This window comes from Ancylobacter novellus DSM 506 (assembly GCF_000092925.1).
Lineage (GTDB): Bacteria > Pseudomonadota > Alphaproteobacteria > Rhizobiales > Xanthobacteraceae > Ancylobacter > Ancylobacter novellus.
Genome location: NC_014217.1, coordinates 3,629,863 through 3,652,774 on the forward strand (window position 1 = coordinate 3,629,863; position 22,912 = coordinate 3,652,774).

Consider the following 22,912-nt stretch of genomic DNA (forward strand, 5'->3'; position numbering starts at 1 on the left):
GCGACCGTGACCGAGGTGACGCAGCATCGCCGCGACCTCTTGGCCCCAGATACATATCATGTTATATAACGTGATATGTAATACGGAACCTGTCCGATGGACGACATTCTTCGCGGGCTCGGCCATCTCGCGCTCGGCAGCCGGCTGAAACGGCTCGGCGAGCAGCTTCAGGCCGACACCCAGCATGTGCTCGACGCGCTCGACGCCGGCCTGCCCTCGGGCCAGCATCCCTTCCTCGCCACGCTCGACGCGCTGGGGCCGCTGACCATCGGCGACCTCGCGCAAGCGCTCGGCGTGTCGCAGCCGGGCGTGACCCGCACCGTGGGGCGGCTCATCGAACGCGGGCTCGTCGAGGCGAGGCCGGGCCCGGAGGACCAGCGGCAGAAGATCGTCTCGCTCACCGCCGCCGGCCGGCATCTGGTGGCGACCGCCAAGAGCGATATCTGGCCGCGGATCGATGCCGCCGTCGCCGAGCTCTGCGCCGGGCTCGACGGCCCGCTGCTCGCCCAGCTGGCGGCGATCGAGGACCGGCTCGCCGCCGAGCCGCTGCACAAGCGCGTCGCCCGGCGCAGGGAGGCGCGCCCATGACCGCACATCTTCTCGACCGCCCGATCTGGTCGGCGCTCGCGACCGCCCACGCACCGCTCGCACTGGGCGGGTCGCTCGCCCGGCGCTACCCCGCCGACATCGCGCCCTTCGCGGCGGCGCGTGATGACGACGCGGAATCCCTCGATGCCCTCGCCGCGCTCGTCGCGCCGGGCGAGCGCGTACTCATCGTGCAGGCGGACGAGATCGTGCTGCCGGCAGCGCTGTCGCCGGTCGCCACCGCCGAGGTGGTGCAGATGATCGCGCAGGCGCCCATCGCGTCGCCGGGAGACCTCCGCATCGAGCCGCTCACCCCGGCCGACGCGCCGGAGATGCTGGCGCTGGCCACCCTCACCCAGCCGGGACCGTTCAGCCTGAAGGCGCAGAGCCTCGGCCGCTTCTGGGGCATCCGCCAGGACGGCCGGCTGGTGGCGATGGCCGGCGAGCGGCTGCGCCAGTCCGGCTTCACCGAGCTGAGCGGGGTCTGCGCGCATCCCGACCTGCGCGGGCGCGGCCTCGGCCGCACGCTGTCGCTGTTCGTCTCGGCGCAGATCGGCGCGCGCGGCGACATCGCCTATCTCCACGCCTATGCCGGCAACGACGTGGCGATCGGCCTCTACGAATCGATCGGCTTCCGCCGGCGCACCCCCATCCGGCTGGTAGCCGCCGCGCGACCCGGCTGAGCCTCGGCATGGGAACCGCCACCCCTCCTTCCTCCTTGACTTTCGTCAAGGCGCGCCGGTCGCGAACGGCGCCGAATGGCTTGGAAGCCGAAGGAGGCGGAGAATGACCAGCTACGACAAGATCAAGATCGAAACCGGCGCCTGGGTCGTCGTCTGCGACGGTCGCAAGGCACTCATCCTGCGCAATGAGGGGGATTCCGCCTTCCCCAATCTGCGCACCCATGAGGTCCGCGAGCAGGACAACCCGCCGACCCGCGAGCAGGGCAGCGACGCGCCCGGCCGCGTGCATGAATCGGCCAGCACCGCGCGCTCCTCGGTCGAGCCGACCGACTGGCACGAGGAGGCCGAGCGCGAGTTCCTGCGCAAGCTCGCCGCCCGCCTCGACGCGGCGGTGGGCGCCGGCGAGGTGAAGTCCATCGTCGTCGTCGCCGCGCCGCGCGCGCTCGGCGTGCTGCGCCCGCTCTACAGCAAGCAGCTCGGCGATGCCGTCACCGCCGAGGTCGACCGCGACATGGTGCGGCTGCCGGTCTACGAGATCGAGAAGCATCTCGCGGCCTGACGGCGACCTGACGCGAAGCAGGCGATTTCCCTTCGCCCGAAACGGTTCTACGCTACTCCCGTCCCGGCGCCGCCGGGCAAAGGTTCTCGCTATCCCGTCCCGGCACCGCCGGGACGGGGAGTTGCGCTTTGGGGGCGAGGCATGTGGGACTTCTCCATCGGGACGGCCATCGGGCTGGTGATGCGCACCTGGCCCTTCGTGCTGCTGCGGCTCGTCGTCTACTGCGCCATCGCCGCCGGCTTCGTGATCGGCATCGCGCTGGGCACCGGCGTCGGCTGGGCCGTCGGCCTCGGCTTCGGCGGTGACGGCGAGATCACCGGCGCGCTGATCGGCGGCATTGTCGGCTTCGGCCTCGTCTGCGGCGTGCTGTGGTGGGTTCGGCAATATCTGATCTACCTGGTCAAGGCCGGCCACGTCGCGGCGATGGACGCGCTGCTGCAAGGCGGCGAGATTCCCGGCGGGCAGGCGCAAATTTCCTACGCCGTCGCCACCGTGAAAGCCCGCTTCCTCGAAGTGAACGTGCTGTTCGGCATCGACATATTGATCCGCGGCGTGGTGCGGGCGCTGGTCGGCCTGCTGAACATGCTGACCTCGTGGATTCCCGGCTTCAAGACGCTCAACGACTTCGTCAACGCCGTGCTCAAGGTGGCGCTCGGGCTCGTCGACGAGATCATCCTCGCCTACATCATCCGCCGCGGCGACACGCCCCCGGCCGAGGCGGCGCGCGACGGGCTGGTGCTCTACGCCCAGAACGGCGGCACGATGATCCGCAACGCCGTCTGGATCGTGCTGTTCGAGCTCGCCGCGGTGATCACGATCTTCCTGTTCGTGCTCGGCCCGGCGGTCGGCCTCGCCTATGCGATGCCGGGCGGGCTCACCGGCTTCGGCGTCGTCCTCGCCGCCGTCACCGCCTGGGCGCTCAACGCGGCGCTGATCGAGCCGCTCTGCATCGCCGCGCTGCTGCAGGCCTACGACCTCGCCATACGCGGCCAGACGCCGAACCCGGACTGGACGGCGCGGCTCGATTCCGCCTCCAAGGCCTTCCGCGACCTCGGCCAGCGCCCGCCCGCCCCGAGCGCCGCGCCGCAGCCGGCATGAGCGACATCGGCGCCCCGCCGTCCGGTGCCCCTCCAAGCGACGTCATGGCCGGGCTTGGCCCGGCCATCCACGACTTCGGCTCGTGAGCCCTGAGAAGTCGTGGATCCCCGGGCCAAGCCCGGGGATGACGGTCGGATACGGCGCAGTTGCTGATGCACTTCGCGGCCGGATCGCGGCATAGTGCAGATCGGTTGGCATCGTGAAGGAGCCGCATGAAGACCCTTTCCTTCTTCCGCCTCGTGCTCGCGGTCGGCCTGTGCCTGATGGTCGGCGCCGTCGGTTCGCTGGTGACCACGCCGAAGATCCCGACCTGGTACGCCGGCCTCGCCAAACCCGGCTGGACCCCGCCGGACGCGCTCTTCCCCATCGTCTGGACCACGCTCTACGTGCTGATGGCGGTGGCGCTCTGGCGGCTCTGGCAATTGCACCGCCCCTCACAGAGGCGGCGCCTCGCCATCGGGCTGTGGTTCGTCCAGCTCGCCCTCAACGCGCTGTGGTCGCCGGTGTTCTTCGGCATGGAGGCCATCGGCGCGGCGCTCGCGGTCATCCTCGTGCTGTGGCTCGCCATTGCCGCGGCGATCTGGGCGGCCGCGCGCATTGACCACGTAGCGGCCGGACTGCTGACCCCCTATCTACTGTGGGTGTCCTATGCGACGGCACTGAATGCTGCCATTCTCGCCCTGAACTAAGAGTCGGCCCGCGCGTCGGGTCGCCGGAGACTTCGATGGATCTCGTGACCATCGCCAAGTTCATCATCCTGCCGATCGCGCTCGGCGCGGTTGCGGTGGTGCTGATCCTTGGCCTGACCAACATGGCGCGGGGCGGCTCGCCGCTGCGCTCGCAGAAGCTGATGCAGTGGCGCGTGCTGTTGCAGGCGGTGGCGCTCTGCTTCGTGCTGCTCACCATCATCCTGATGCACCAGGGCTGAGGCGGCGACGGGACGCATCGAGAGGGCGCATCGGCCATGGTCGTGCTCAACCGCATCTATACCCGCACCGGCGACGACGGCTCCACGGCGCTGGGCAGCGGCGAGCGGCGGGCGAAATACGATCTGCGCGTCTCGGCTTATGGCACGGTGGACGAGACCAACGCCGCCATCGGCGTCGCCCGGCTCGCCACGCAGGCCGACCCGGACCTTGCCGACATCGACGCGGTGCTGGCGCGCATCCAGAACGACCTGTTCGATCTCGGCGCCGACCTTTCCGTGCCCGATACCGGCGAGCCGCTCAGCTATGAGCCCTTGCGCATCGTCACCTCTCAGGTCGACGGGATCGAGCGCGACATCGACACGCTCAACGCGCCGTTGAAGCCGCTCCGCTCCTTCGTGCTGCCGGCCGGCACGCCGGCGGCGGCGCATCTGCACGTCGCCCGCACCGTGTGCCGGCGCGCCGAGCGCCTCGTGGTGGAGCTCTCGCGCACCGAAGGCGAGATCGTCTCGCCGGCGGCGGTGAAGTATCTCAACCGCCTCTCCGACCTGCTCTTCGTCATGAGCCGCGCGGCCAATGCCCGCGCCGGCGGCGACGTATTGTGGGTGCCGGCCGCCGGTCGCAGCGGACCCCTTTAACCCTCGCCTTTTTAGGAGGGTTAAATATTTTGCCCCCCTACTTTATTGACAGTAGAAATGATATATGGAATTTTACCCTCATTACCTATGAGGAGATTGCGTGATGGAAATTGAGGTGAGGTCGGAGAGAGAAATTCGCCTCACAGTCGTTCGGCTGCTGGCGGATAAAGGCTATAAAGTAGAGAGCATTGCTGAAGGGTCGGGCTCGCCGGAGTTTTCGCAAATCGTAGCTACGCGCGGCGCTGAAAGGCTGCTATGCGCGATTAAGATTACAACACAACCTCATGGAAGAATTAGCTTTACGCGCGCGCCAACCGGCAGATGGAAGGTTTTGGATAATGTAAATTATGTCATTCACGCGTGGCAGAAGCCAAGCAGCCGAGATCAGGTTTGTGTATCTATGTTTGAGAAAGAAATTATTCGCGAGGCATTTGAGCTTAATTTTGCGGCAAAACGGCAACACGCAATGGAACAGATACCTTCTTGGATTGGGCCGATCTACGAACCTGCTTGGCGCTTCACCGGGTCAGGATTCGGCGACAAGGCTATATGGACCGAGAGGGTTTCTCTAAGTCCTCAAGGTTCTCAATCGAACCAGAAGGCAGACGACGCTCCTACGAGTAGTGAGGAGCCTGGGTTGGGCATTATGGATCGCATCAAGCAAATGCTGTCCGAGCACATGGGCGTACGGCCCGAACTCATAGAAATCGATGTGAGGGTTAAGCTCTAGCGAGTTCAGCGTTGATCCAGGAACGCGCCGGAGTGCCGTAACTGAGATAGATTTGGTTTGACACTCTCGTACCTTGGCAACTCGATCCCATGCTCATCCCCTTCAACGACGACAACCCGCTGGAAGGGATCACCCACGCCTATGTCACCTGGGCGCTGATCGCGGCGAATGTGCTGGTCTTCGTGCTGCTCCAGCACGGCTATCGCGCCGAGATCGACGTCGCCTCGGCCTTCGGCTTCGGCGCCATTCCGGCGGTGGTGACGCATGCCGCCGTGCTGCCGGCCGAATATGTGCGCCTGCCGCCGGAGCTGACGCTGGTCAGCTACATGTTCCTGCATGGCGGCTGGATGCACCTCGCCGGCAACATGGCCTTCCTCTGGGTGTTCGGCGACAATGTCGAGGACGCGCTCGGCCATGCCCGCTTCCTCGTCTTCTACCTGCTCTGCGGCATCGCCGGCGGGCTGGCGCACTCGCTCGCCATGCCCGATTCGGCTTCCCCGCTCGTCGGCGCCTCAGCCGGCATATCCGGGCTCGTCGGCGCCTATCTGATGCTGCATCCCAATGTGCGCATCTGGGTGCTGTTCTTCCTGCGCCTGCCGCTGCGCATTCCCGCCATCTGGCCGCTCGGCGCCTGGATCGCCTTCCAGCTCTGGAGCCTCGCCATGTCCGGCGAGCAGGACACCGCCTGGTGGGCGCATATTGGCGGGCTCGTCACCGGCGCCGTGCTCATCGTCTTCATGCGCCGCAAAGGCGTGCCGCTCTGGGTGATGAGCCGCGACGGCACGCCCGACGGGCGCCCGCCGGTGTGAAATCGGCCCATGGTCAGCGTTGACAGGCCTCGGGGTGAACCATAGTTTCCCCGGCGTTTTCCGCGGGCCGATGCCGACCCCAAGCGCCGCTCCCGAGCGCCCGATTGCACGCTCATCGCCCGGCCTTGCCGCGACATCGCCTTCCTGTGAATGCGGCTGCCACAAGCGGGGCCTCGCGCCCCGCGGGGCGGGAGATATGTGATGAAGATCCTGGTGCCCGTGAAGCGGGTGGTCGACTACAACGTCAAGATCCGCGTCCGGCCGGACGGCTCCGGCGTCGAGCTCGCCAACATCAAGATGTCGATGAACCCCTTCGACGAGATCGCCGTCGAGGAGGCGCTGCGACTGAAGGAAGCGGGCAAGGCGAGCGAAGTCGTCGCCGTCTCCATCGGACCGGCGAAGACCGACGAGACCATCCGCACCGCGCTCGCCATGGGCGCCGACCGCGGCATCTGGGTGAAGACGGAAGAAGCCGGCATCGAGCCGCTCACCGTCGCCAAGCTCCTCAAGAAGGTGGTCGAGGAGGAGGCGCCCGGCCTCGTCATCCTCGGCAAGCAGGCGATCGACGACGACTGCAACCAGACCGGCCAGATGCTCGCCGCCCTGCTGGGCTGGCCGCAGGCGACCTTCGCCTCCAAGGTGGTGCTCGGCGATGCCACCGGTGGCGACGGAAATGTCACCGTTAAGGTCACCAGGGAAATCGACGGTGGCCTGCAGACGGTCAGCCTCGATCTGCCCGCCGTGCTGACCACGGATCTGCGCCTCAACGAGCCGCGCTATGCCAGCCTTCCCAACATCATGAAGGCGAAGAAGAAGCCGATCGACGAGAAGTCGCCGGCCGCCTACGGCGTCGATGTCGCCCCGCGGCTCCAGGTGATCTCCACCACCGAACCGGCCGGGCGCAGCGCCGGCATCAAGCTCGGCTCCCCCGCCGAGCTGGTCGCCCATCTCAAGCAGGCGGGAGTGCTCTGACCATGGCCAATAGCTTGCCGACCCTGCTGTTTGCCGAACATGACGACGTCCATCTCAACCCCGTCACCGCCCGCGCACTGAGCGCCGCCAAGACTTTAGGCGCCCCGGTGCATGTGCTGGTGGTGGGCGAGAACTGCCGCGCCGCCGCCGAGGCCGCCGCCAAGCTCGACGGCGTCGCCGAGGTTCTGGTCGCCGACGGCCCGTCCTATGCCCACCGCCTCGCCGAGCCGGTCGCCGCGCTCGGCGTCGCGCTGGCCAGGGATTATGACGCGCTCGTCGCCCCCTCCACCGCGGTGTGGAAGAGCGTGCTGCCGCGCGTCGCCGCGCTGCTCGACGTCATGCAGGTCTCCGATGTGATCGGCATCGTCGGCCCCGACACTTTCGACCGGCCGATCTATGCCGGCAACGCCATCCAGCGCGTGCGTGCCCCCGATGGCAAGAAGGTGCTGACCATCCGCACCGCCTCCTTCCCCGCGGCGGGCGAAGGTGGCTCGGCGCCGATCCGCAGTCTCGACATTTCCGAGCCTTCCGCGCATTCGCGTTTCCTCAGTGAGGAGATCGCCGCCAGCGCCCGTCCGGAGCTCACCGCCGCCCGCGTGATCGTCTCCGGCGGCCGCGCGCTCGGCTCGGCGGAGAAGTTCCACGAGGTCGTCGAGCCGCTGGCGGACGCGCTCGGCGCGGCGGTCGGCGCCTCGCGTGCGGCGGTCGACGCCGGCTACGCGCCGAACGACTGGCAGGTCGGCCAGACCGGCAAGGTGGTGGCGCCCGACCTCTACATCGCGCTCGGCATTTCCGGCGCTATCCAGCACCTCGCCGGCATGAAGGACTCCAAGGTCATCGTGGCGGTGAACAAGGACGAGGAGGCGCCGATCTTCCAGGTGGCCGACTACGGCCTGGTCGGCGACCTGTTCGAGATCGTGCCGGCGCTACAAGCCGAAATAGCTAAGGCAAAAGCCTGACGGGCCGGTATACTGGCAGCCAGAGTACGGGGGAACGGGCGTAGCGATGGGTTTCGAGATCAAGCGCGTCGGCATCATCGGCGCAGGGCAGATGGGTAACGGCATCGCGCATGTGTGTGCGCTCGCCGGCTACGACGTGGTGCTGAACGACCTCGAAGCCGACCGCATCAAGTCGAGCCTCGCCACCATCAACGGCAACATGGCGCGCCAGGTTTCCAAGGGGCTGTACGGCGAGGACGAGAAGAAGGCCGCGCTCGCCCGCATCCACGGCACGGACCAGACCTCCGACCTTTCCGACGCCGACCTCGTCATCGAGGCGGCGGTCGAGAAGGAGGAGATCAAGCGCAAGATCTTCTCCACCGTCTGCCCGTTCCTGAAGCCGGAGGCGATCCTCGCCACCAACACCTCGTCCATCTCGATCACCCGGCTCGCCGCCTCCACCGACCGGCCGGAGCGTTTCATCGGCATCCACTTCATGAACCCGGTGCCGATCATGCAGCTCGTCGAGCTGGTGCGCGGCATCGCCACCGAGGACGAGACCTTCGAGCTGTCGAAGGGCTTCGTCACCCGGCTCGGCAAGACCTATGCGGTGTCGGAGGATTTCCCCGCCTTCATGGTCAACCGCATCCTGCTGCCGATGATCAACGAGGCGATCTACACGCTCTATGAGGGCGTCGGCTCGGTGGACGCCATCGACACCGCGATGCGGCTCGGCGCCAACCACCCGATGGGCCCGCTGCAGCTCGCCGACTTCATCGGCCTCGACACCTGTCTCTCCATCATGCAGGTGCTGCACGAGGGGCTGGCCGACTCGAAGTATCGCCCCTGCCCGCTGCTGGTGAAATATGTCGAAGCCGGCTGGCTCGGCCGCAAGACCCAGCGCGGCTTCTACGACTATCGCGGCGAGAAGCCGGTGCCGACGCGGTAAGCCGCGTCACCCCTTGAAATAGGCCGGGCCGTCGAGATCGGCGAGGAGCCTCGGCCCGGTCGGCCGCCAGCCGAGTGCCTCCTGCGTCCAGCGGCTGACGGACGGCACGTCCATCGCCGCGAAATGCGCGAACCAGCCGAAATGCGCCTGCGCCTCCTGCGGCGTGAGGCCAACCACCGGCACGCCGAGCCCGCGGCCTATGGCGGCGGCGATGTCGCGGAAATCGACGCCTTCCTCGGCGACGGCGTGGTAGCGCGCCCCGGCCGCGCCGCCCTCCACCGCCAGCCGGTAGAGCCGCGCCGCATCGAGCCGATGCACCGCCGGCCAGCGGTTGCGACCCTCGCCGGGATAGGCCGAGACACCGCTCTCGCGGGCCAGCTTGACGAGCATGGGCACGAAGCCATGGTCGCCCTCGCCATGCACGGAAGGCGGCAGCCGCAGCGCGCAAACGCGCCCGCCGCGCACCGCGATTTCGTCCACCACCTGCTCGCTCGCCGCGCGTGGATGCGCTGCCTCGCCGACGGCCGGGCGCGTTTCCTCGCTCGTCACCCCGCCCTGCGGCAGCACGCCGATGCCGGAGGTGACCACCAGCGGTCGGTCCGAGCCGGCGAGCGCCTCGCCGAGCGCGGCGATGACTAGGCGGTCGGCCTCGCAATTCTCCTTGAAGGTCGAAAAGTCGTGATTGAAGGCGGTATGGATCACACCATCGGCACGGCCGGCGGCGGCGCGCAGATCGGGAAGGTCGTCGAAGTCGCTGCGATGGACGGCGGCGCCTGCCCGCGCGAGCGCCTCGGCGCCCGTCTCCGAGCGGGCGAGGCCGGTGACGCTATGGCCGGCGTCGAGAAGCTCGCGAACGACGGCCGAGCCGACGAAGCCTGTGGCCCCGGTGACGAAGATATGCATGGCGATGTCCCTGAAATCCGGCGGCGCGAGACGCGACCGCCGCGTGGGACCTGAGATAGACCCGCCGTCCGATACGATCTATGAGACGACGTCCGCTATTTCTTCGAGATCGTCCAGAACATGGATCCGCTGTCCGACATCCTGTCGCTGATGAAGCCGCGCAACCTGCTGGCCGCCGGCTTCGAGGCGGGTGGCGACTGGGCGGTGCGCTTTCCCGAGGCCCGCGGCACCATCAAGAGCGGCGCGGTGGTCACCGGCGCCTGCTGGCTCACCGTCGACGGCCTTGCCGAGCCGGTGCGGCTGGAGAGCGGCGACTGCTTCCTGCTGCCCATGGGCCGCAGCTTCGGCCTCGCCTCCGGCCGCGATGTCGAACCCATGGACGGGCAGACCATCTTCCCGCGCGTGCGCCATGGCGGCGTGGCGACGCTGAATGGCGGCGGCGACTTCTCCATCGTCAGCGCCCGCTTCGCGCTGGAGGGGCCGCAGGCGGACATGCTGCTGCGCCTGCTGCCGCCGCTGGTGCATATCCGGCAAGGCGCGGAGACGGCCATGCTGTGCTGGTCGACCGAGCGGATCATGCAGGAATTGCGCGAGGCGCGGCCGGGCAATTTCCTCGTCGTCCAGTACCTCGCCCACATGATGCTGGTGCAGGCGCTGCGGCTGCACCTGTCGGGAGCGGGAGACGGCGTCGGCTGGTTCTTCGCGCTGGCCGACCGGCAGATGAGCGCGGCGCTGGAAGCGATGCATGCCGAGCCCGCCAGACGCTGGTCGGTCGAAGAACTCGCCGCCCGCGCCGGCATGTCGCGCTCAGCCTTCGCCGCCCGCTTCCGCGAGGCGGTCGGGGCGCCGCCGATGGAGTACCTGACCCACTGGCGCATGCTGCTTGGCGCCGACCGGCTGGCGCATTCGCGCGCGTCCATCGCCGAGGTCGCGCTGGCGCTCGGCTATCAGTCCGAGAGCGCCTTCAGCATCGCCTTCAAGCGGGTGATGGGTTCTTCGCCCCGCCGCTACGCCGCCGTGGCCGCCTAGCGCATCATCCGGGCGAGCCAGCGCGCCGGCCGGCCGTCGATGGCGGCGAGGCCGAGCGCGATGATGGCGAAGCCGGCGAATTCGCGCGGCTCCATCTCCTCGCCGAGGATCAGCGCGCCGAGCAGGATGGCGCTCACCGGCACGAGGAAGGTGACGAGCGAGATGTTGGTCGCGCCGTTGCGGGCGAGGATGCGGAAATAGAGGATGTAGGCGATGCCGGTGGAGAGCACGCCCAGTCCCGTCAGCGCGCCGATCACATGCAGCGACGGCACCGGCAGCTCCCACGGGCGGTCCAGCAGCAGGGCCACGGGCGCCAGCAATATCGCCGAGGCGGCGAGCTGCAGCAGCGCGACGCCGAGCGGCGGCATATGGCGGAAGCGGCGTCCATAGACCGCCGCGAAGCCGTAGGAGATGGTCGCGCCGATGGCGGCGAGCTGCGCGGGCAGGTGGTGTCCGCCGAGCTGGCCGAGCAGTGCCGGCCCCATCATCACCGCCACGCCGGCAAAGCCCAGCACCACGCCGAAGAGCTTGCCGGCGGTCAGCTTCTCCTCGCGGCTGAAGATCTGCACCACCAGCACGGTGAAGATCGGCGTCGCGGCGTTGAGGATGGAGGACAGCCCGCTCGGTATGTGCTGCTGCGACCAGGCGATCAGCCCGAAGGGGATGATGTTGGCGATTACCGCCATGAGGGCGAATTCGGCGACGAGCCTGCGGTTCAGCGGCACGCGCACCCCGCTCAGCCGCGCGATGACGAACAGCGCCGCAGTGCCGATGCCGACGCGCCCGAGCACCATGGTGAGCGGGGGGATTTCGGCGATGGCGACCTTGCCGAAGAAGAAGGAGCCGCCCCAGATCATCGACAGCAGCACCAGCGTCGCCCAGTCGGAGGTCGCCATGGGCAGCGGGCCGGCGGCGGAAGGTGACGCGGCGAGCCCGGTGCGGGCGACGGGCTCGGAGGCGGACATGCGCAGGCTCCTGCAACGCGAGAGCAGCGGGATAGTCTTTCCGCGAGGAAATTGCCACCCGTTTCCGTTGCGCCCGCGCGGCGCCATCGCGCGAAACGCGAGACAACAATCTTTACTCTTTTAAGTGGTATATTTTGATGATTTCATCCTCTGCGCGCAGATTGCCTGCGCTTGGGGGACATCCATGAACCACATGCTCAATCCTGCACCGATCTATGCCGGCGTCGTCCTGGAGAACGGAATGCTGGGTTCGCCGGAGGTGGCGCGGCTGCAGGCGCGCCTGAATGACGTGCTGGGAAGTGCCCTGATCGAAGATGGCGATTTCGGCGTCGCCACCGAAGACGCCGTGCGCCTGTTCCAGGCGCGCTATACCGATCCGACCGGCGGGGAGATCGAAGTCGACGGCCGGGTCGGGCCGGAAACCTGGGCCGCGCTGTTCGGCGCGGAAAGCCTTGGTGCCGCGAAGCCAGCGGCCGGCGACACGCGCGGGCGCGTGCTTGCCATCCCGCGCTCGCAGATCGGCGTGTGCGAGATTCCCGTCGGCTCGAACCGGGGGCCGCAGGTCGACGCCTATCACCGCGCGGCCGGGCTCGACCCGAGCAGCGGCGACCATCCCTGGTGCGTCTCCTTCGTGCAGTGGGTGTTCAGGGAAGCCTTCGACAATTCGCCGCTCTACCCAACGGCCGGCGTCCACGCCCTTTGGAAGCAGCGCAAGATCGGCTCGACGGCCATCGTCGAGCCGAGCACGGCGAGTGCCCGGACCGTGCGTCCGGGCATGGTGTTCACGCTGGACACCGGTGGCGGCAAGGGACATGCCGGCATCGTCGAGGGCGTTGACGGCGCGAGCGGCACGCTGGTCACGCTCGAGGGCAACACCAATAATGGCGGCTCACGCGAGGGCTACGGCGTGTTCCGGCGCTCGAGCCGGAAAATCGCCATGCCGCGTCTGCTGGGCTACATCGACTATTGCGGCTGACCGCCGCCGGGAGGCGGCGCGCCTATTGCGTCGCCCCGCCCTCCGCCAGCGCCGCGCGCAGCAAGGCGAATGCGTCGGGGCTCGCCCATTCCGCCGGGCCGGCGATATGGCCGATCTCGCAGCCCTTGGCGTCGATCAGCATCGTCGTCGGCAGGCCGAAGCCGCGCCCGACCGCGCGCAGTTCCTGGAAGGTCTCGCCCTTCGGATCGGTATAGAGCGCGAGGTTCTTTATCCCGGTCTCGTCCATGAATGCCTTCGGCTTCGCCGGGTCGCGCGTGTCCATGTTGATGGCCACCACCTCGAAGCCCGGCGTGGCGCCGCCCTTGGTACCGAGCGTCGCCTGCAATTCGTCCAGTGCCGGCATCTCCTCACGACAGGGCACGCACCAGGTCGCCCAGATATTGACGAGCTTCAGCCCGTCGCCGCCGACCTGCGACAGCTTCACCGGCTTGCCCTCGGGGTCGAGGAAGGCGAGGTCGGGGATGCGCGTCGGCTTCTCCGTCGGCGCGAAGGCGGCGAGCTCGCCCTTGGCAAGCCCTGCGATGCGCTTGGCGGTATCGGTCGCCGCCGTGCAAGCGGCGTCCGCCCCAGCAGCCGTGGCAGTGGTGCCAGCGTCGCCCGCAACCGGTGGCGGCAGGGTGGCAATGGCGTTGCGCGTGCCGCCCCCGATCCCGTATACGCCTGCCAGCCCGGCAATGGCGCCAAGTATCACGGCGGCGGCCACGACGAGGGCGAACCGGCCGCCGGATCGCGCCGGACCCGGATTGTCGGGCTCCGGAGCATCCTCAGGTCGTTCGGTCATGGCCATCCTCGCGGAGAAAAGTCGAACATGAGCAACAAGATGTGGGGTGGCCGCTTCGAGACCGGTCCCGATGCGATCATGGAGGAGATAAACGCCTCCATCGGTTTCGACCAGCGCCTGTACGCGCAGGACATTGCGGGTTCGAAGGCGCATGCCTCGATGCTGGCGGCCCAGGGCATCATCGACAAGGCTGATGCCGAAAAGATTGTCGCCGGTCTAGACACGATCCTGTCAGAGATCGAATCCGGCGGCTTCACCTTCCAGCGGGCGCTGGAAGACATCCACATGAACGTGGAATCGCGCCTTGCCACCCTGCTCGGCCCTGCCGCCGGGCGCCTTCACACCGCCCGCTCGCGCAACGACCAGGTGGCGACCGACTTCCGGCTCTATGTGCGCGACACCGTCGACACGCTCGACGCTCAGCTCAAGGACCTGCAGCAGGCGCTGGCCGAGAAGGCGCTGATCCATTCCGGCACGGTGATGCCGGGCTTCACCCATCTCCAGACCGCGCAGCCGGTGACCTTCGGCCACCACCTGCTCGCCTATGTCGAGATGATCGGGCGTGACCGTGGACGTCTCGCGGACGCGCGCAAGCGACTCAACGAATGCCCGCTCGGCGCGGCGGCGCTCGCCGGCACCTCCTTCCCGATCGACCGCTTCGCCACGGCAAGCGCGCTCGGCTTCGACCGGCCGACGGCGAATTCGCTCGATTCCGTCTCCGACCGCGATTTCGTGCTGGAGACGCTGGCCGCCGCGTCGATCTGCGCCATGCATCTGACGCGCTTCGCCGAGGAGATCGTGATCTGGACCTCGCCGCTGGTCGGGCTGGTGAAGCTGTCGGACCGCTTCACCACCGGCTCCTCCATCATGCCGCAGAAGCGCAACCCGGACGCGGCGGAATTGGTGCGCGGCAAGATCGGCCGCATCGCCGGCGCCTTCTCCGGCCTGCTCATGGTGATGAAGGGCCTCGCGCTCGCCTATGCCAAGGACATGCAGGAGGACAAGGAAGGCGCCTTCGACGCATTCTCGACCCTGTCTCTGATGATCGCCGCCACCGCCGGCATGGTGCGCGACCTGGTGCCGGACGAGAAGAAGATGAAGGCGGCGGCGGGCGCGGGCTATTCTACCGCCACGGACCTCGCCGACTGGCTGGTGCGCGTGCTCGGGCTGCCGTTCCGCGAGGCGCACCACGTCACCGGCCGCATCGTCGCCGTCGCTGCCGCCAAGGACGCGCCGCTGCACCGGCTGTCGCTGGCCGAGATGCAGGAAGTGGAGCCGCGCATCACCCAGGACGTGTTCGGCGTACTGTCGGTGACGAAGTCGGTGGAGAGCCGCGTCTCCTATGGCGGCACCGCGCCGAAGAACGTCCGCGCCCAGGCCAAGCGCTGGCTGAAGCAGCTGGCGAAGGAAGGCTGACGTCAGTCAGCCTTCCGGCCGAGCAATCTCAACGCATTGGCCGTCACCAGCACGGTGGCGCCGGTGTCGGCGAGGATGGCGGGCCACAGACCGGTGATGCCGGCGATGGTGGTGACAAGGAACACCGCCTTCAGCCCCAACGCGAGGGTGATGTTCTGGTGGATGTTGCGCATGGTCGCGCGTGACAGCTCGACCATGGCGCCGACATCGCCGACGCGCCCATGCAGCACGGCAGCGTCCGCCGTCTCCAGCGCGACGTCCGTACCCCCGCCCATGGCGATGCCGACATCGGCGCTCGCGAGCGCCGGGGCGTCGTTGATGCCGTCGCCGACCTTGGCGACGGTGAAGCCCTCGGCCTTCAATTCGCCGACGATGCGCTGCTTGTCGGCCGGCATCAGCCCGGCGCGCACCTCGATGCCGAGATCGGCGCCGATGGCGTTGGCGGTGCGCTCATTGTCACCTGTGAGCATGATCGTGCGGATGCCCGCCGCCTTCAGCGCGGCAAGGCTCTCGGCCGCGTCGGCGCGCGGCTCGTCGCGCATGGCGATGAGGCCCTCCACCACGCCGTCGACCAGCAGCACCGCGACGGTCTTGCCCTCGTCGTTGAGCCGGCCGATGGCGGCGCGCAGCGCCTCCGACAGCGAGGCCCGCTTGGCCGCAGCCTTGGGCGAGCCGAGGAACAGCGCCCGCCCCTCGACGATGCCGCTGACGCCCTCGCCGCCGAGCGCGCCGGCCCCGCTCACCGCCGGATAAGCGATCCCACGCGCTGCGGCTTCGCCGAGTATGGCGCTGGCTAGCGGATGGGTGGAGCCCGCTTCCAGCGCGGCGGCGCGGGCGAGCAGGGCCGCCTCGTCGCCGGCGAAGACCACGAGGTCGGTGACCTCTGGCTTGCCCTCGGTCAGGGTGCCGGTCTTGTCGAAGGCGACGGCGGTGACGTTGCGCAGATTCTCCAGCACCGCGCCGCCCTTGATGAGGAGGCCGCGCCGCGCGCCGGAGGCGAGGCCGGCGGCCACCGCCGCCGGGGTGGAGATGACCAGCGCGCAGGGACAGCCGATCAAGAGGATGGCCAAGCCCTTGTAGATCCACTCGTCCCACGGCGCGCCGGCGACGAGCGGCGGCAGCACCGCGATCAGCGCGGCAAGCACCACGACCAACGGCGTGTAATAGCGGGAGAAACGGTCGATGAAGCGCTCGGTCGGCGCCTTGCTCTCCTGCGCCTCCTCCACCAGCCGCACCACCCGGGCGATGGTGTTGTCGGAAGGTTCCGTGGTCGCGCGGATGGTCAGCGCCGCCTCGGCGTTCACCGTGCCGGCGAAGACGGGATCGCCCGCCTGCTTGGGCACCGGCACGCTCTCGCCGGTCACCGGCGCCTCGTTCACCGCGCCGATGCCTTCCAGCACCTCGCCGTCGGCGGGGATGCGCTCGCCGGGGCGGACGAGGATGACGTCGCCGATCCTGAGGCTTGTCGCCGGCACCTCGCTTGTGCCCGAACCTTGGACGAGGCGGGCGGTCTTCGGCACCAAGGCCGTCAGCGCGCGGATGGAATCGCGGGCGCGGCCGGCGGCGAAGCCTTCCAGCAACTCACCGACAAGAAAGAGAAAAACGACGGCGGCGGCCTCCTCGGAAGCGCCGATGATCACCGCGCCGACGGCGGCGATGGTCATCAGCATCTCGATGGAGAAGGGCGTGCCGGCGAAGGCGGCGGCGACGGCGCGCCGCGCGATCGGGACCAGCCCGACCAGCAGCGCGGCGATGAAGATCCACGGGTTGAGCTGCGGCAGGAAGTGGCCGAGGACATAGGCCGCGACCAGCGCCGCGCCGCAGACGATGGTCAGACGTGCCTTGCGGCCGGGCAGCCAGGAGGGGCCGGCGAGAGCGGCCGGAGCCGCCGCGGAGGTGGCTTCCAGCTGGTGACCAGAATGGTGACTTTCGCCGTGCCACCGGTGGCCATCATCGGGGTGGTGGTGGCCACGATCATGGGCATGGTCATGATCATGGTCGTGCCTGCAGCAATCGTCGTGCGCGTGGTCGTGGTCATGCCCGGCGCAGCAGGAATCATGCGCGTGGTCGTGCGCCTTCTCCGGAAGACCCGGCGCCACCGGCGGGGTCGCCGCCGCCGGCAGCAGGGCGATGCCGTAGCCGAGCCCGCTGACGCGCTTCTCCAGCACGGCGAGGTCGGCGCCGTCATGCTCGACCGTCATCGTCCCGGCCGTCACCGAGACCGACACCTCCGCCACACCGGTCACGCGGCGCACCGCCGTGTCGATCTTGGTCGCGCAGGCCGCGCAATCCATGCCCTCGATGCGGTAGCGGGTCTTCAGGGCGGACATTCCAGCACCTCTTGCTTCAGCGTGGCGGCGAGCCTAATTCCTCCAGCGACTAGAGGAGCAAGCGGGAAATGGGGAAGAACCCGAAGACGCAGTTCAGCATCGGCGAAGTGGCGCGCACCAGCGGCGTGAAGGTGCCGACCATCCGCTATTACGAGGAGATCGGCCTCTTGCCCTCGCCGCCGCGCACCGAGGGCGGGCGCCGTTCCTATGGCGCGGAGGACATGCGCCGCCTCGCCTTCATCCGCCATGCGCGCGAGCTCGGCTTCGAGATCGAGGCCATCCGCACGCTGCTGCGGCTGCAGGACGAGCCGGACCAGTCCTGCGCCGCCGCCGACGCCATCGCCCGCGACCGCCTGATGGAGGTGGAACGGCGCATCGCCAGCCTCACCGCGCTGAAGGCGGAGCTGGAGCGCATGGTCGAGGGCTGCTCGCACGGCCATGTCGGCGAGTGCCGGGTGATCGAGATCCTCGCCGACCATGGCGAATGCCGATTCCATGACGGCCCGGCCGATCCGGCGGCGTTCGGACAATAAGCTTCGCCGGCGCTGTCCGGGGATGGGGCGGACTGGCCTGTCTTTCCCAATGCAATCTCTAGGTGGTGAGATACCTCTCGGCGATTGGAAGCGTGGTTCCCGGGTAACACCTTGCGCAGAAGCGGCATCGCGGATGAACTACACACTCACGGATAGGTTGCGCCCGAAACTGTACAGATATTAGAAGTAATTTCTCGGCAATCTGCCCGGTACGCGGATCCGATGCATCGTCGCCAGTTCATCGCCGGCCTCGCGGCCGGCTGCCTTCCGCTCACGGTAGCGCTTGGCCAGGTCGCGGACGCGGCCGGCGCAGGCGGCCGTCTGACGCTTTTCTCGCCGGCGCCGGAAGATACCGGCTGGTCCGTGCTGGCGCGGGCCATCGCCAGCAGCGTGCGCGAGGCCGATATCGAGCCCGTCCTCCTCTATGAGCCACATGGAGCGCCTTCCGGCCTGCGGCGCTTCCGGCACGACTATGCCGGGCGGGGCGATGCGCTGATGGTGAGCGGCGCCAGCCTGATCATCAGGGCTCTGATGGCGCGGCTTTCCGCCGGTCTCGACGACCTGATCCCCGTGGCGCGGCTGACGAGCGAATATCTCGCCGTCGCCGTGCGGCCGGAGCAGCCCTACCAGTCGCTCGCCGAGCTCCTCAACGCGCTGGCCAAGAGCCCTTCCGGCGTCCAGTTCTGCGGCGGCAGCATCGGCACCATGGACCATTTGCTCGCCAAGATGATCGCCCGGCGGACGGGGCTCGGGGATCGCCAGCTGCGCTACCGCCCCTATCTGGGCAACACCGCTCCCATCGAAGCGACGCTGCGGGGCAACGAGTTGCTGGTTATCGCCGGATTGAGCGAGCTGCAGCCGCATCTCGCCCTCGGCCAGCTGCGCGCGCTCGCGATCTCCGCGCCGCAGCGGCTGCCCGGCAGCGGCGTGCCGACCTTCCTCGAGCAGGGGCTGAACATCGAACTCAGCAACTGGCGCGGCGTCTTCGCCCCGCCCGGCCTCGATCCGGCAGGAGCCCGGCACCTGATCGCGCTCACCGACCGGATGGTGACGGGCATCGACTGGAAGGCGACCCTGTTCCGCTACAACTGGATCGGCGCCTATCTCCCTGGCGCCGCCTTCGGCACCTTCCTGCGCGAGGAGACCGCGCGGCTGCGCGCCGTGCTCAACGAGCTCGGGATGTGAGCCGCTCGGGCTCGACATCCGGCGTGAAGCTCGCGCGCGCCTCGCGCACCGCTCCCGCAATGAAATCCTCGACCTCGCTTATGCGCCGGAGATCGTGGATGTCGGCATGGGTGACCAGCCAGTAGGAGCGGCGGAAGCTCAGCTCCGGCAGCACCTGCACCAATTCGCCATGGGTGCGCGCGGCATAGTCGTGCAGGATGCCGACCCCCGCGCCCGCACGCACCGCCTCCATCTGCCCGACCACGCTGGCACATTCGAGCCGCCGCGCCTCGATCTCGCGGAAGGCCTCGAAATAGTCGAGCGCCGGCGAGTAGACGAGGTCGGGGACATAGGTGATGAGCAGGCGGCCGGCGAGATCGCCCGTCCCGTCGATCGCGCCCGTACGTTCGAGATAGCCGCGCGAGGCATAGACGCCGAGCGTATAGTCGGTGAGCTTGCGGGCGACGAGGCGCCCCTCGCTCGGCCGCTGCAGCGTCACGGCGATGTCCACCTCGCGCTTGGGCAGCGAGAAGCTGCGCGGCAGCGGCGCGAGCTGGATGGTGAGCCCCGGATGCTCCTCGGCGAGGCGGCCGAGGCGCGGGGCGAGGAAATAGGTGCCGAAGCCGTCCGGCGCGCCGATCCGCACCGTCCCCGCCAAGGCGAGATCGACATTGCCGAGCGCCGCCTGCGCCTGCAGCATCTCGGTCTCCACCCGCTCGGCATGGGCGAGCAGGCGCTCGCCGGCCGGGGTGAGCTCGCTCCCCGTGGTGCGGCGCTCGATCAGCTTGCTGCCGAGGCTCGCCTCCAGCACGCCGAGCCGCCGGCCGACGGTCGCATGGTCGAGCCCGAGCTGACGCGCCGCCGCCAGCATCTGGCCGGCCCGCGCCACGGCGAGGAAGATGCGCAGGTGATCCCAGTCCATCTCAATGCCCTTTAGCCAATCCGCGCACAACGGATGGGCGAGCATCGTCGTTGAAGTGAGCTTCTTCGACAAGCACAACCGTCAGCACCAGCAAGGAGACAGGCGCATGGCGGTCATCGGTCACTATATCGGCGGCAAGGCCGTCACCACCTCCGGGCGCTCGGCGCCGGTGTTCGATCCCTCGACCGGCGCGCAGTCGGGCGAGGTCCTGCTCGCCTCCACCGCCACGGTGGGCGAGGCGGTGGCCTCCGCGGCGAAGGCGTTCCCGGCCTGGGCGGACACGCCGCCGCTGACGCGCGCGCGCATCCTGTTCAAGTTCAAGGCGCTGCTGGAACGCGACATGGACGCGCTCGCCGCCGCCATCACCGCCGAGCACGGCAAGACCTTCGAGGACGCCAAGGGCGAGGTGACCCGCGGCATCGAGGTGGTCGAGTTCGCCTGCGGCATCCCGCACCTCATGCGCGGCGACTTCACCGAGCAGGTGGCGCGCGGCGTCGACGTGTTCTCCGCCCGCCATCCGGTCGGCGTGGTCGCCGGCATCACCCCGTTCAACTTCCCGGTCATGGTGCCGATGTGGATGTTCCCGGTGGCGCTGGCCTGCGGCAACACCTTCGTGCTGAAGCCCTCCGAGAAGGACCCGTCGCCCTCGCTGATGCTGGCCGAGCTGCTGGCCGAGGCCGGGCTTCCGGCCGGCGTGTTCAACGTGGTGCAGGGCGACAAGGAGGCGGTGGACACGCTGCTGACGCATCCGGACGTCGCCGCGGTGAGCTTCGTCGGCTCCACCGCCATCGGCGAGTACGTGTACAAGACCGCCGCCGCGTCGGGTAAGCGCGCGCAGGCGCTGTGCGGGGCCAAGAACCACCTCGTGGTGATGCCCGATGCCGATCTCGACAAGACCGTCGACGCGCTGATGGGCGCCGGCTACGGCTCGGCCGGCGAGCGCTGCATGGCGGTGTCGGTGGCGGTCGCGGTCGGCGGCGTCGGCGACGCGCTGATGGAGAAGCTGGTGCCGAAGGTGCGCTCGCTCAAGGTCGGTCCAGGCATGGACCGCGACAGCGAGATGGGCCCGCTGGTGACCAGGGAGCACCTCGCCAAGGTCTCGGGCTATGTCGATACCGGCGTCGCGGAAGGCGCGAAGCTCGTGGTCGACGGGCGCGGACTGAAGCTGCAGGGCTATGAGAACGGCTACTTCATCGGCGGCTGCCTGTTCGACGAGGTCACGCCGGAGATGAAGATCTACAAGGACGAGATCTTCGGCCCGGTGCTCTCGGTGGTGCGCGTCGACCGCTATGACGAGGCACTCAAGCTGGTCAACGACCACGAATACGGCAACGGCGCCGCCATCTTCACCCGCGACGGCGACTCGGCGCGCGCCTTCGACCGCGACGCCAAGGCCGGCATGATCGGCATCAACGTGCCGATCCCGGTGCCGGTGGCGTTCCATTCCTTCGGCGGCTGGAAGCGGTCGATCTTCGGCGACCGCAACGTCTACGGCATGGAGGGCGTGGGCTTCTACACCAAGATGAAGACCACCACCGCCCGCTGGCCGACCGGCATCCGCGAGGGCGCCCAGTTCGTCATGCCGACGACGGGGTGAGGCTTTCGCCCGTCCGACACTGACCACGGCGCTCCGTCATCCTGAGGTGCCCGGCCAACGGCCGGGCCTCGAAGGATGCTCGCCGGGGTGCGCGGTGCCGACCATCCTTCGAGGCTCGCTGCGCTCGCACCTCAGGATGACGGCGTTCTTTCGGTTGTTAACGGGAGCGCCGCTGCTGCCACTATCCGTCAGCAGCGTTCGGGCTATGATCCGCCCATGTCGCGCTCCGAACGCCTCTTCGACCTCCTCGAGGTGCTGCGCCGCCATCGGCGGCCGGTGAGCGGGCGCGCGCTCGCCGAGGAGATCGGCGTCAGCCTGCGCACGCTCTACCGCGACATCGCCAGCCTGCAGGCGCAGGGAGCCACCATCGAGGGCGAGGCCGGGGTCGGCTATGTGCTGCGGCCGGGCTTCCTGCTGCCGCCGCTGATGTTCACGCCGGAGGAGATCGAGGCGCTGGTGCTCGGCTCGCGCTGGGTGGCGGGGCGTGCCGACGGCAGGCTCGCCGAGGCCGCCCGCTCGGCGCTGGCGCGCATCGGCGCGGTGCTGCCGCCGGACCTGCGCGAGGAGATGGAGGGCTCGTCGCTGTTCATCGCGCCGGGCGCGCCGATCCCCGCCGATGCCATCGACGCGGCGATCCTGCGCAAGGCGATCCGCACCGAGAGCAAGCTGCTGCTGAACTACAGCGACGCCAACGGCGCTCCGAGCGAGCGGGTGGTGTGGCCCTTCGCGCTGGCCTTCTTCGACCAGGTGCGGCTGCTGATCAGCTGGTGCGAGCTGCGCGACGACTTCCGCAGCTTCCGCACCGACCGCATCGCGATGGTGGAGATGATGGAGACCCGCTACCCGACGCGGCGGGCGGACCTCCTGAAGCAATGGAAGCAGGTGAAGCACGCCCAGCCCGCGCATGAGGTGCATACCGCCGAATGATGCTGACGAAAATTGGCAGCAGCATCGGCTAGGGTCGTCCTTTGACGAACCGATCGGGGGCACCATGATCGACGCAAGCAAGATCCTTCTCTACGTCAACGATCCCGCGGCAAGCGCCCGTTTCTACGGCTCGCTGCTGGAACGCGAACCCATCAAGGAAACCGCCAGCGTGGCGGTGCTGGAGCTGGCGCCCGGCATGTCGCTCGCCTTGTGGCGGCGCGACGGGGTGAAGCCGCTGCCGCATCTGCGCTCCGGCGGCAACGAGATCGGCTTCCGCGTGGCGGATGCCGCCGCGGTCGACGCCCAGTATGAGTGCTGGGCCAACAAGGGCGTGCCGATCGCGCTGCCGCCGACCGACCTCGATTTCGGCCGCAGCTTCGTGGCGCTCGATCCCGACGGCCACCGCCTGCGGGTCTACGCCTCCGACGGCGACATGTAGCCGACAAACAGTATCGGCCGCG

At 68.6% G+C, this 22,912-nt stretch carries 25 protein-coding genes; 20 read left to right on the top strand and 5 right to left on the bottom strand.

Annotation, left to right across the window (positions count from 1 at the left end; genetic code table 11):
- Positions 1 to 96 precede the first annotated feature (96 nt).
- The 12 genes from SNOV_RS17105 (at position 97) to SNOV_RS17155 (ending at position 8,887) form a co-directional block, all read left to right on the top strand.
- On the top strand, positions 97 to 588 hold the full coding sequence (locus tag SNOV_RS17105) for a MarR family winged helix-turn-helix transcriptional regulator (RefSeq protein WP_013168220.1): 492 nt from the start codon (positions 97 to 99) through the stop codon (positions 586 to 588).
- Positions 585 to 1,268 carry a GNAT family N-acetyltransferase gene (locus SNOV_RS17110; protein WP_013168221.1) on the top strand — a complete coding sequence of 228 codons (684 nt, stop codon included), beginning with the start codon at positions 585 to 587 and terminating at the stop codon, positions 1,266 to 1,268. Before SNOV_RS17105 ends, SNOV_RS17110 begins: the two co-directional genes overlap by 4 nt.
- Positions 1,269 to 1,371: 103 nt before the next feature.
- Entirely contained in the window at positions 1,372 to 1,827 is a 456-nt protein-coding gene (locus tag SNOV_RS17115; protein ID WP_013168222.1) for a baeRF12 domain-containing protein, read from the top strand.
- 141 nt (positions 1,828 to 1,968) lie between these two features.
- Complete coding sequence (locus SNOV_RS17120) at positions 1,969 to 2,925, top strand: hypothetical protein (RefSeq protein WP_013168223.1); 957 nt, start codon at positions 1,969 to 1,971, stop codon at positions 2,923 to 2,925.
- Positions 2,926 to 3,137: 212 nt separating this feature from the next.
- Complete coding sequence (locus SNOV_RS17125) at positions 3,138 to 3,614, top strand: TspO/MBR family protein (protein ID WP_013168224.1); 477 nt, start codon at positions 3,138 to 3,140, stop codon at positions 3,612 to 3,614.
- 35 nt (positions 3,615 to 3,649) lie between these two features.
- Positions 3,650 to 3,853 carry a twin transmembrane helix small protein gene (locus SNOV_RS17130; protein WP_013168225.1) on the top strand — a complete coding sequence of 68 codons (204 nt, stop codon included), beginning with the start codon at positions 3,650 to 3,652 and terminating at the stop codon, positions 3,851 to 3,853.
- 36 nt (positions 3,854 to 3,889) lie between these two features.
- Positions 3,890 to 4,489 (top strand): cob(I)yrinic acid a,c-diamide adenosyltransferase, encoded by a 600-nt coding sequence (locus tag SNOV_RS17135; RefSeq protein WP_013168226.1) that lies wholly within the window; start codon positions 3,890 to 3,892, stop codon positions 4,487 to 4,489.
- Positions 4,490 to 4,592: 103 nt separating this feature from the next.
- The gene (locus SNOV_RS23605; protein ID WP_144296017.1) at positions 4,593 to 5,219 is read left to right on the top strand and encodes a hypothetical protein; all 627 of its coding nucleotides are present in this window, start codon (positions 4,593 to 4,595) and stop codon (positions 5,217 to 5,219) included.
- Between the two features lie 89 nt (positions 5,220 to 5,308).
- On the top strand, positions 5,309 to 6,028 hold the full coding sequence (locus SNOV_RS17140) for a rhomboid family intramembrane serine protease (protein WP_013168228.1): 720 nt from the start codon (positions 5,309 to 5,311) through the stop codon (positions 6,026 to 6,028).
- Between the two features lie 201 nt (positions 6,029 to 6,229).
- On the top strand, positions 6,230 to 7,000 hold the full coding sequence (locus SNOV_RS17145) for an electron transfer flavoprotein subunit beta/FixA family protein (RefSeq protein ID WP_013168229.1): 771 nt from the start codon (positions 6,230 to 6,232) through the stop codon (positions 6,998 to 7,000).
- Positions 7,001 to 7,002: 2 nt separating this feature from the next.
- On the top strand, positions 7,003 to 7,959 hold the full coding sequence (locus SNOV_RS17150) for an electron transfer flavoprotein subunit alpha/FixB family protein (RefSeq protein WP_013168230.1): 957 nt from the start codon (positions 7,003 to 7,005) through the stop codon (positions 7,957 to 7,959).
- A gap of 46 nt (positions 7,960 to 8,005) precedes the next feature.
- Complete coding sequence (locus tag SNOV_RS17155) at positions 8,006 to 8,887, top strand: 3-hydroxybutyryl-CoA dehydrogenase (protein WP_013168231.1); 882 nt, start codon at positions 8,006 to 8,008, stop codon at positions 8,885 to 8,887.
- 6 nt (positions 8,888 to 8,893) lie between these two features.
- Here the strand turns inward: SNOV_RS17155 and SNOV_RS17160 are convergent, their stop codons facing one another.
- A complete protein-coding gene (locus SNOV_RS17160; protein ID WP_013168232.1) occupies positions 8,894 to 9,790 on the bottom strand; it encodes an SDR family oxidoreductase in 897 nt (298 codons plus the stop codon).
- 120 nt (positions 9,791 to 9,910) lie between these two features.
- Here SNOV_RS17160 and SNOV_RS17165 point away from each other — a divergent pair, with 120 nt between their 5' ends.
- Positions 9,911 to 10,819, top strand: a complete 909-nt coding sequence (locus tag SNOV_RS17165; RefSeq protein WP_013168233.1) for an AraC family transcriptional regulator — start codon at positions 9,911 to 9,913, stop codon at positions 10,817 to 10,819.
- Here the strand turns inward: SNOV_RS17165 and SNOV_RS17170 are convergent.
- On the bottom strand, positions 10,816 to 11,784 hold the full coding sequence (locus tag SNOV_RS17170) for a DMT family transporter (RefSeq protein WP_013168234.1): 969 nt from the start codon (positions 11,782 to 11,784) through the stop codon (positions 10,816 to 10,818). The genes SNOV_RS17165 and SNOV_RS17170 overlap by 4 nt on opposite strands.
- 184 nt (positions 11,785 to 11,968) lie before the next feature.
- Between SNOV_RS17170 and SNOV_RS22695 the strand changes: the two genes are divergently transcribed.
- Positions 11,969 to 12,760 carry an NlpC/P60 family protein gene (locus tag SNOV_RS22695; protein ID WP_013168235.1) on the top strand — a complete coding sequence of 264 codons (792 nt, stop codon included), beginning with the start codon at positions 11,969 to 11,971 and terminating at the stop codon, positions 12,758 to 12,760.
- 22 nt (positions 12,761 to 12,782) lie between these two features.
- On the opposite strand, the gene tlpA is transcribed toward SNOV_RS22695, so the two are convergent.
- Positions 12,783 to 13,562: a thiol:disulfide interchange protein TlpA gene (tlpA, locus tag SNOV_RS17180; RefSeq protein ID WP_013168236.1), complete on the bottom strand. Its 780-nt coding sequence runs from the start codon at positions 13,560 to 13,562 to the stop codon at positions 12,783 to 12,785.
- A gap of 27 nt (positions 13,563 to 13,589) precedes the next feature.
- Here tlpA and argH point away from each other — a divergent pair, with 27 nt between their 5' ends.
- Complete coding sequence (gene argH / locus SNOV_RS17185; RefSeq protein WP_041782365.1) at positions 13,590 to 14,978, top strand: argininosuccinate lyase; 1,389 nt, start codon at positions 13,590 to 13,592, stop codon at positions 14,976 to 14,978.
- 2 nt (positions 14,979 to 14,980) lie between these two features.
- Here the strand turns inward: argH and SNOV_RS17190 are convergent, their stop codons facing one another.
- Positions 14,981 to 17,308 carry a heavy metal translocating P-type ATPase gene (locus SNOV_RS17190; RefSeq protein WP_013168238.1) on the bottom strand — a complete coding sequence of 776 codons (2,328 nt, stop codon included), beginning with the start codon at positions 17,306 to 17,308 and terminating at the stop codon, positions 14,981 to 14,983.
- A gap of 68 nt (positions 17,309 to 17,376) precedes the next feature.
- Between SNOV_RS17190 and SNOV_RS17195 the strand changes: the two genes are divergently transcribed.
- Positions 17,377 to 17,841 (top strand): MerR family transcriptional regulator, encoded by a 465-nt coding sequence (locus SNOV_RS17195; protein WP_013168239.1) that lies wholly within the window; start codon positions 17,377 to 17,379, stop codon positions 17,839 to 17,841.
- 222 nt (positions 17,842 to 18,063) lie between these two features.
- Complete coding sequence (locus tag SNOV_RS17200; RefSeq protein ID WP_013168240.1) at positions 18,064 to 19,026, top strand: Bug family tripartite tricarboxylate transporter substrate binding protein; 963 nt, start codon at positions 18,064 to 18,066, stop codon at positions 19,024 to 19,026.
- On the opposite strand, the gene SNOV_RS17205 is transcribed toward SNOV_RS17200, so the two are convergent.
- On the bottom strand, positions 19,007 to 19,927 hold the full coding sequence (locus SNOV_RS17205) for a LysR family transcriptional regulator (RefSeq protein ID WP_013168241.1): 921 nt from the start codon (positions 19,925 to 19,927) through the stop codon (positions 19,007 to 19,009). The genes SNOV_RS17200 and SNOV_RS17205 overlap by 20 nt on opposite strands.
- 106 nt (positions 19,928 to 20,033) lie before the next feature.
- Here SNOV_RS17205 and SNOV_RS17210 point away from each other — a divergent pair, with 106 nt between their 5' ends.
- From SNOV_RS17210 to SNOV_RS17220, 3 genes are all read left to right on the top strand, one after another.
- A complete protein-coding gene (locus SNOV_RS17210; RefSeq protein ID WP_013168242.1) occupies positions 20,034 to 21,524 on the top strand; it encodes a CoA-acylating methylmalonate-semialdehyde dehydrogenase in 1,491 nt (496 codons plus the stop codon).
- A gap of 216 nt (positions 21,525 to 21,740) precedes the next feature.
- Positions 21,741 to 22,451, top strand: a complete 711-nt coding sequence (locus SNOV_RS17215; protein ID WP_013168243.1) for a helix-turn-helix transcriptional regulator — start codon at positions 21,741 to 21,743, stop codon at positions 22,449 to 22,451.
- A 64-nt stretch (positions 22,452 to 22,515) separates the two neighbouring features.
- A complete protein-coding gene (locus SNOV_RS17220) occupies positions 22,516 to 22,890 on the top strand; it encodes a VOC family protein (RefSeq protein WP_013168244.1) in 375 nt (124 codons plus the stop codon).
- Positions 22,891 to 22,912 lie beyond the last annotated feature (22 nt).

What these genes read in the sequence shown, in the direction of transcription:
- SNOV_RS17105 (WP_013168220.1), top strand. Translation starts at nt 97, where the DNA reads ATGGACGACATTCTTCGCGGGCTCGGCCATCTCGCGCTCGGCAGCCGG.
- SNOV_RS17110 (WP_013168221.1), top strand. Translation starts at nt 585, where the DNA reads ATGACCGCACATCTTCTCGACCGCCCGATCTGGTCGGCGCTCGCGACC.
- SNOV_RS17115 (WP_013168222.1), top strand. Translation starts at nt 1,372, where the DNA reads ATGACCAGCTACGACAAGATCAAGATCGAAACCGGCGCCTGGGTCGTC.
- SNOV_RS17120 (WP_013168223.1), top strand. Translation starts at nt 1,969, where the DNA reads ATGTGGGACTTCTCCATCGGGACGGCCATCGGGCTGGTGATGCGCACC.
- SNOV_RS17125 (WP_013168224.1), top strand. Translation starts at nt 3,138, where the DNA reads ATGAAGACCCTTTCCTTCTTCCGCCTCGTGCTCGCGGTCGGCCTGTGC.
- SNOV_RS17130 (WP_013168225.1), top strand. Translation starts at nt 3,650, where the DNA reads ATGGATCTCGTGACCATCGCCAAGTTCATCATCCTGCCGATCGCGCTC.
- SNOV_RS17135 (WP_013168226.1), top strand. Translation starts at nt 3,890, where the DNA reads ATGGTCGTGCTCAACCGCATCTATACCCGCACCGGCGACGACGGCTCC.
- SNOV_RS23605 (WP_144296017.1), top strand. Translation starts at nt 4,593, where the DNA reads ATGGAAATTGAGGTGAGGTCGGAGAGAGAAATTCGCCTCACAGTCGTT.
- SNOV_RS17140 (WP_013168228.1), top strand. Translation starts at nt 5,309, where the DNA reads ATGCTCATCCCCTTCAACGACGACAACCCGCTGGAAGGGATCACCCAC.
- SNOV_RS17145 (WP_013168229.1), top strand. Translation starts at nt 6,230, where the DNA reads ATGAAGATCCTGGTGCCCGTGAAGCGGGTGGTCGACTACAACGTCAAG.
- SNOV_RS17150 (WP_013168230.1), top strand. Translation starts at nt 7,003, where the DNA reads ATGGCCAATAGCTTGCCGACCCTGCTGTTTGCCGAACATGACGACGTC.
- SNOV_RS17155 (WP_013168231.1), top strand. Translation starts at nt 8,006, where the DNA reads ATGGGTTTCGAGATCAAGCGCGTCGGCATCATCGGCGCAGGGCAGATG.
- SNOV_RS17160 (WP_013168232.1), bottom strand. Translation starts at nt 9,790, where the DNA reads ATGCATATCTTCGTCACCGGGGCCACAGGCTTCGTCGGCTCGGCCGTC.
- SNOV_RS17165 (WP_013168233.1), top strand. Translation starts at nt 9,911, where the DNA reads ATGGATCCGCTGTCCGACATCCTGTCGCTGATGAAGCCGCGCAACCTG.
- SNOV_RS17170 (WP_013168234.1), bottom strand. Translation starts at nt 11,784, where the DNA reads ATGTCCGCCTCCGAGCCCGTCGCCCGCACCGGGCTCGCCGCGTCACCT.
- SNOV_RS22695 (WP_013168235.1), top strand. Translation starts at nt 11,969, where the DNA reads ATGAACCACATGCTCAATCCTGCACCGATCTATGCCGGCGTCGTCCTG.
- tlpA (WP_013168236.1), bottom strand. Translation starts at nt 13,562, where the DNA reads ATGACCGAACGACCTGAGGATGCTCCGGAGCCCGACAATCCGGGTCCG.
- argH (WP_041782365.1), top strand. Translation starts at nt 13,590, where the DNA reads ATGAGCAACAAGATGTGGGGTGGCCGCTTCGAGACCGGTCCCGATGCG.
- SNOV_RS17190 (WP_013168238.1), bottom strand. Translation starts at nt 17,308, where the DNA reads ATGTCCGCCCTGAAGACCCGCTACCGCATCGAGGGCATGGATTGCGCG.
- SNOV_RS17195 (WP_013168239.1), top strand. Translation starts at nt 17,377, where the DNA reads ATGGGGAAGAACCCGAAGACGCAGTTCAGCATCGGCGAAGTGGCGCGC.
- SNOV_RS17200 (WP_013168240.1), top strand. Translation starts at nt 18,064, where the DNA reads ATGCATCGTCGCCAGTTCATCGCCGGCCTCGCGGCCGGCTGCCTTCCG.
- SNOV_RS17205 (WP_013168241.1), bottom strand. Translation starts at nt 19,927, where the DNA reads ATGGACTGGGATCACCTGCGCATCTTCCTCGCCGTGGCGCGGGCCGGC.
- SNOV_RS17210 (WP_013168242.1), top strand. Translation starts at nt 20,034, where the DNA reads ATGGCGGTCATCGGTCACTATATCGGCGGCAAGGCCGTCACCACCTCC.
- SNOV_RS17215 (WP_013168243.1), top strand. Translation starts at nt 21,741, where the DNA reads ATGTCGCGCTCCGAACGCCTCTTCGACCTCCTCGAGGTGCTGCGCCGC.
- SNOV_RS17220 (WP_013168244.1), top strand. Translation starts at nt 22,516, where the DNA reads ATGATCGACGCAAGCAAGATCCTTCTCTACGTCAACGATCCCGCGGCA.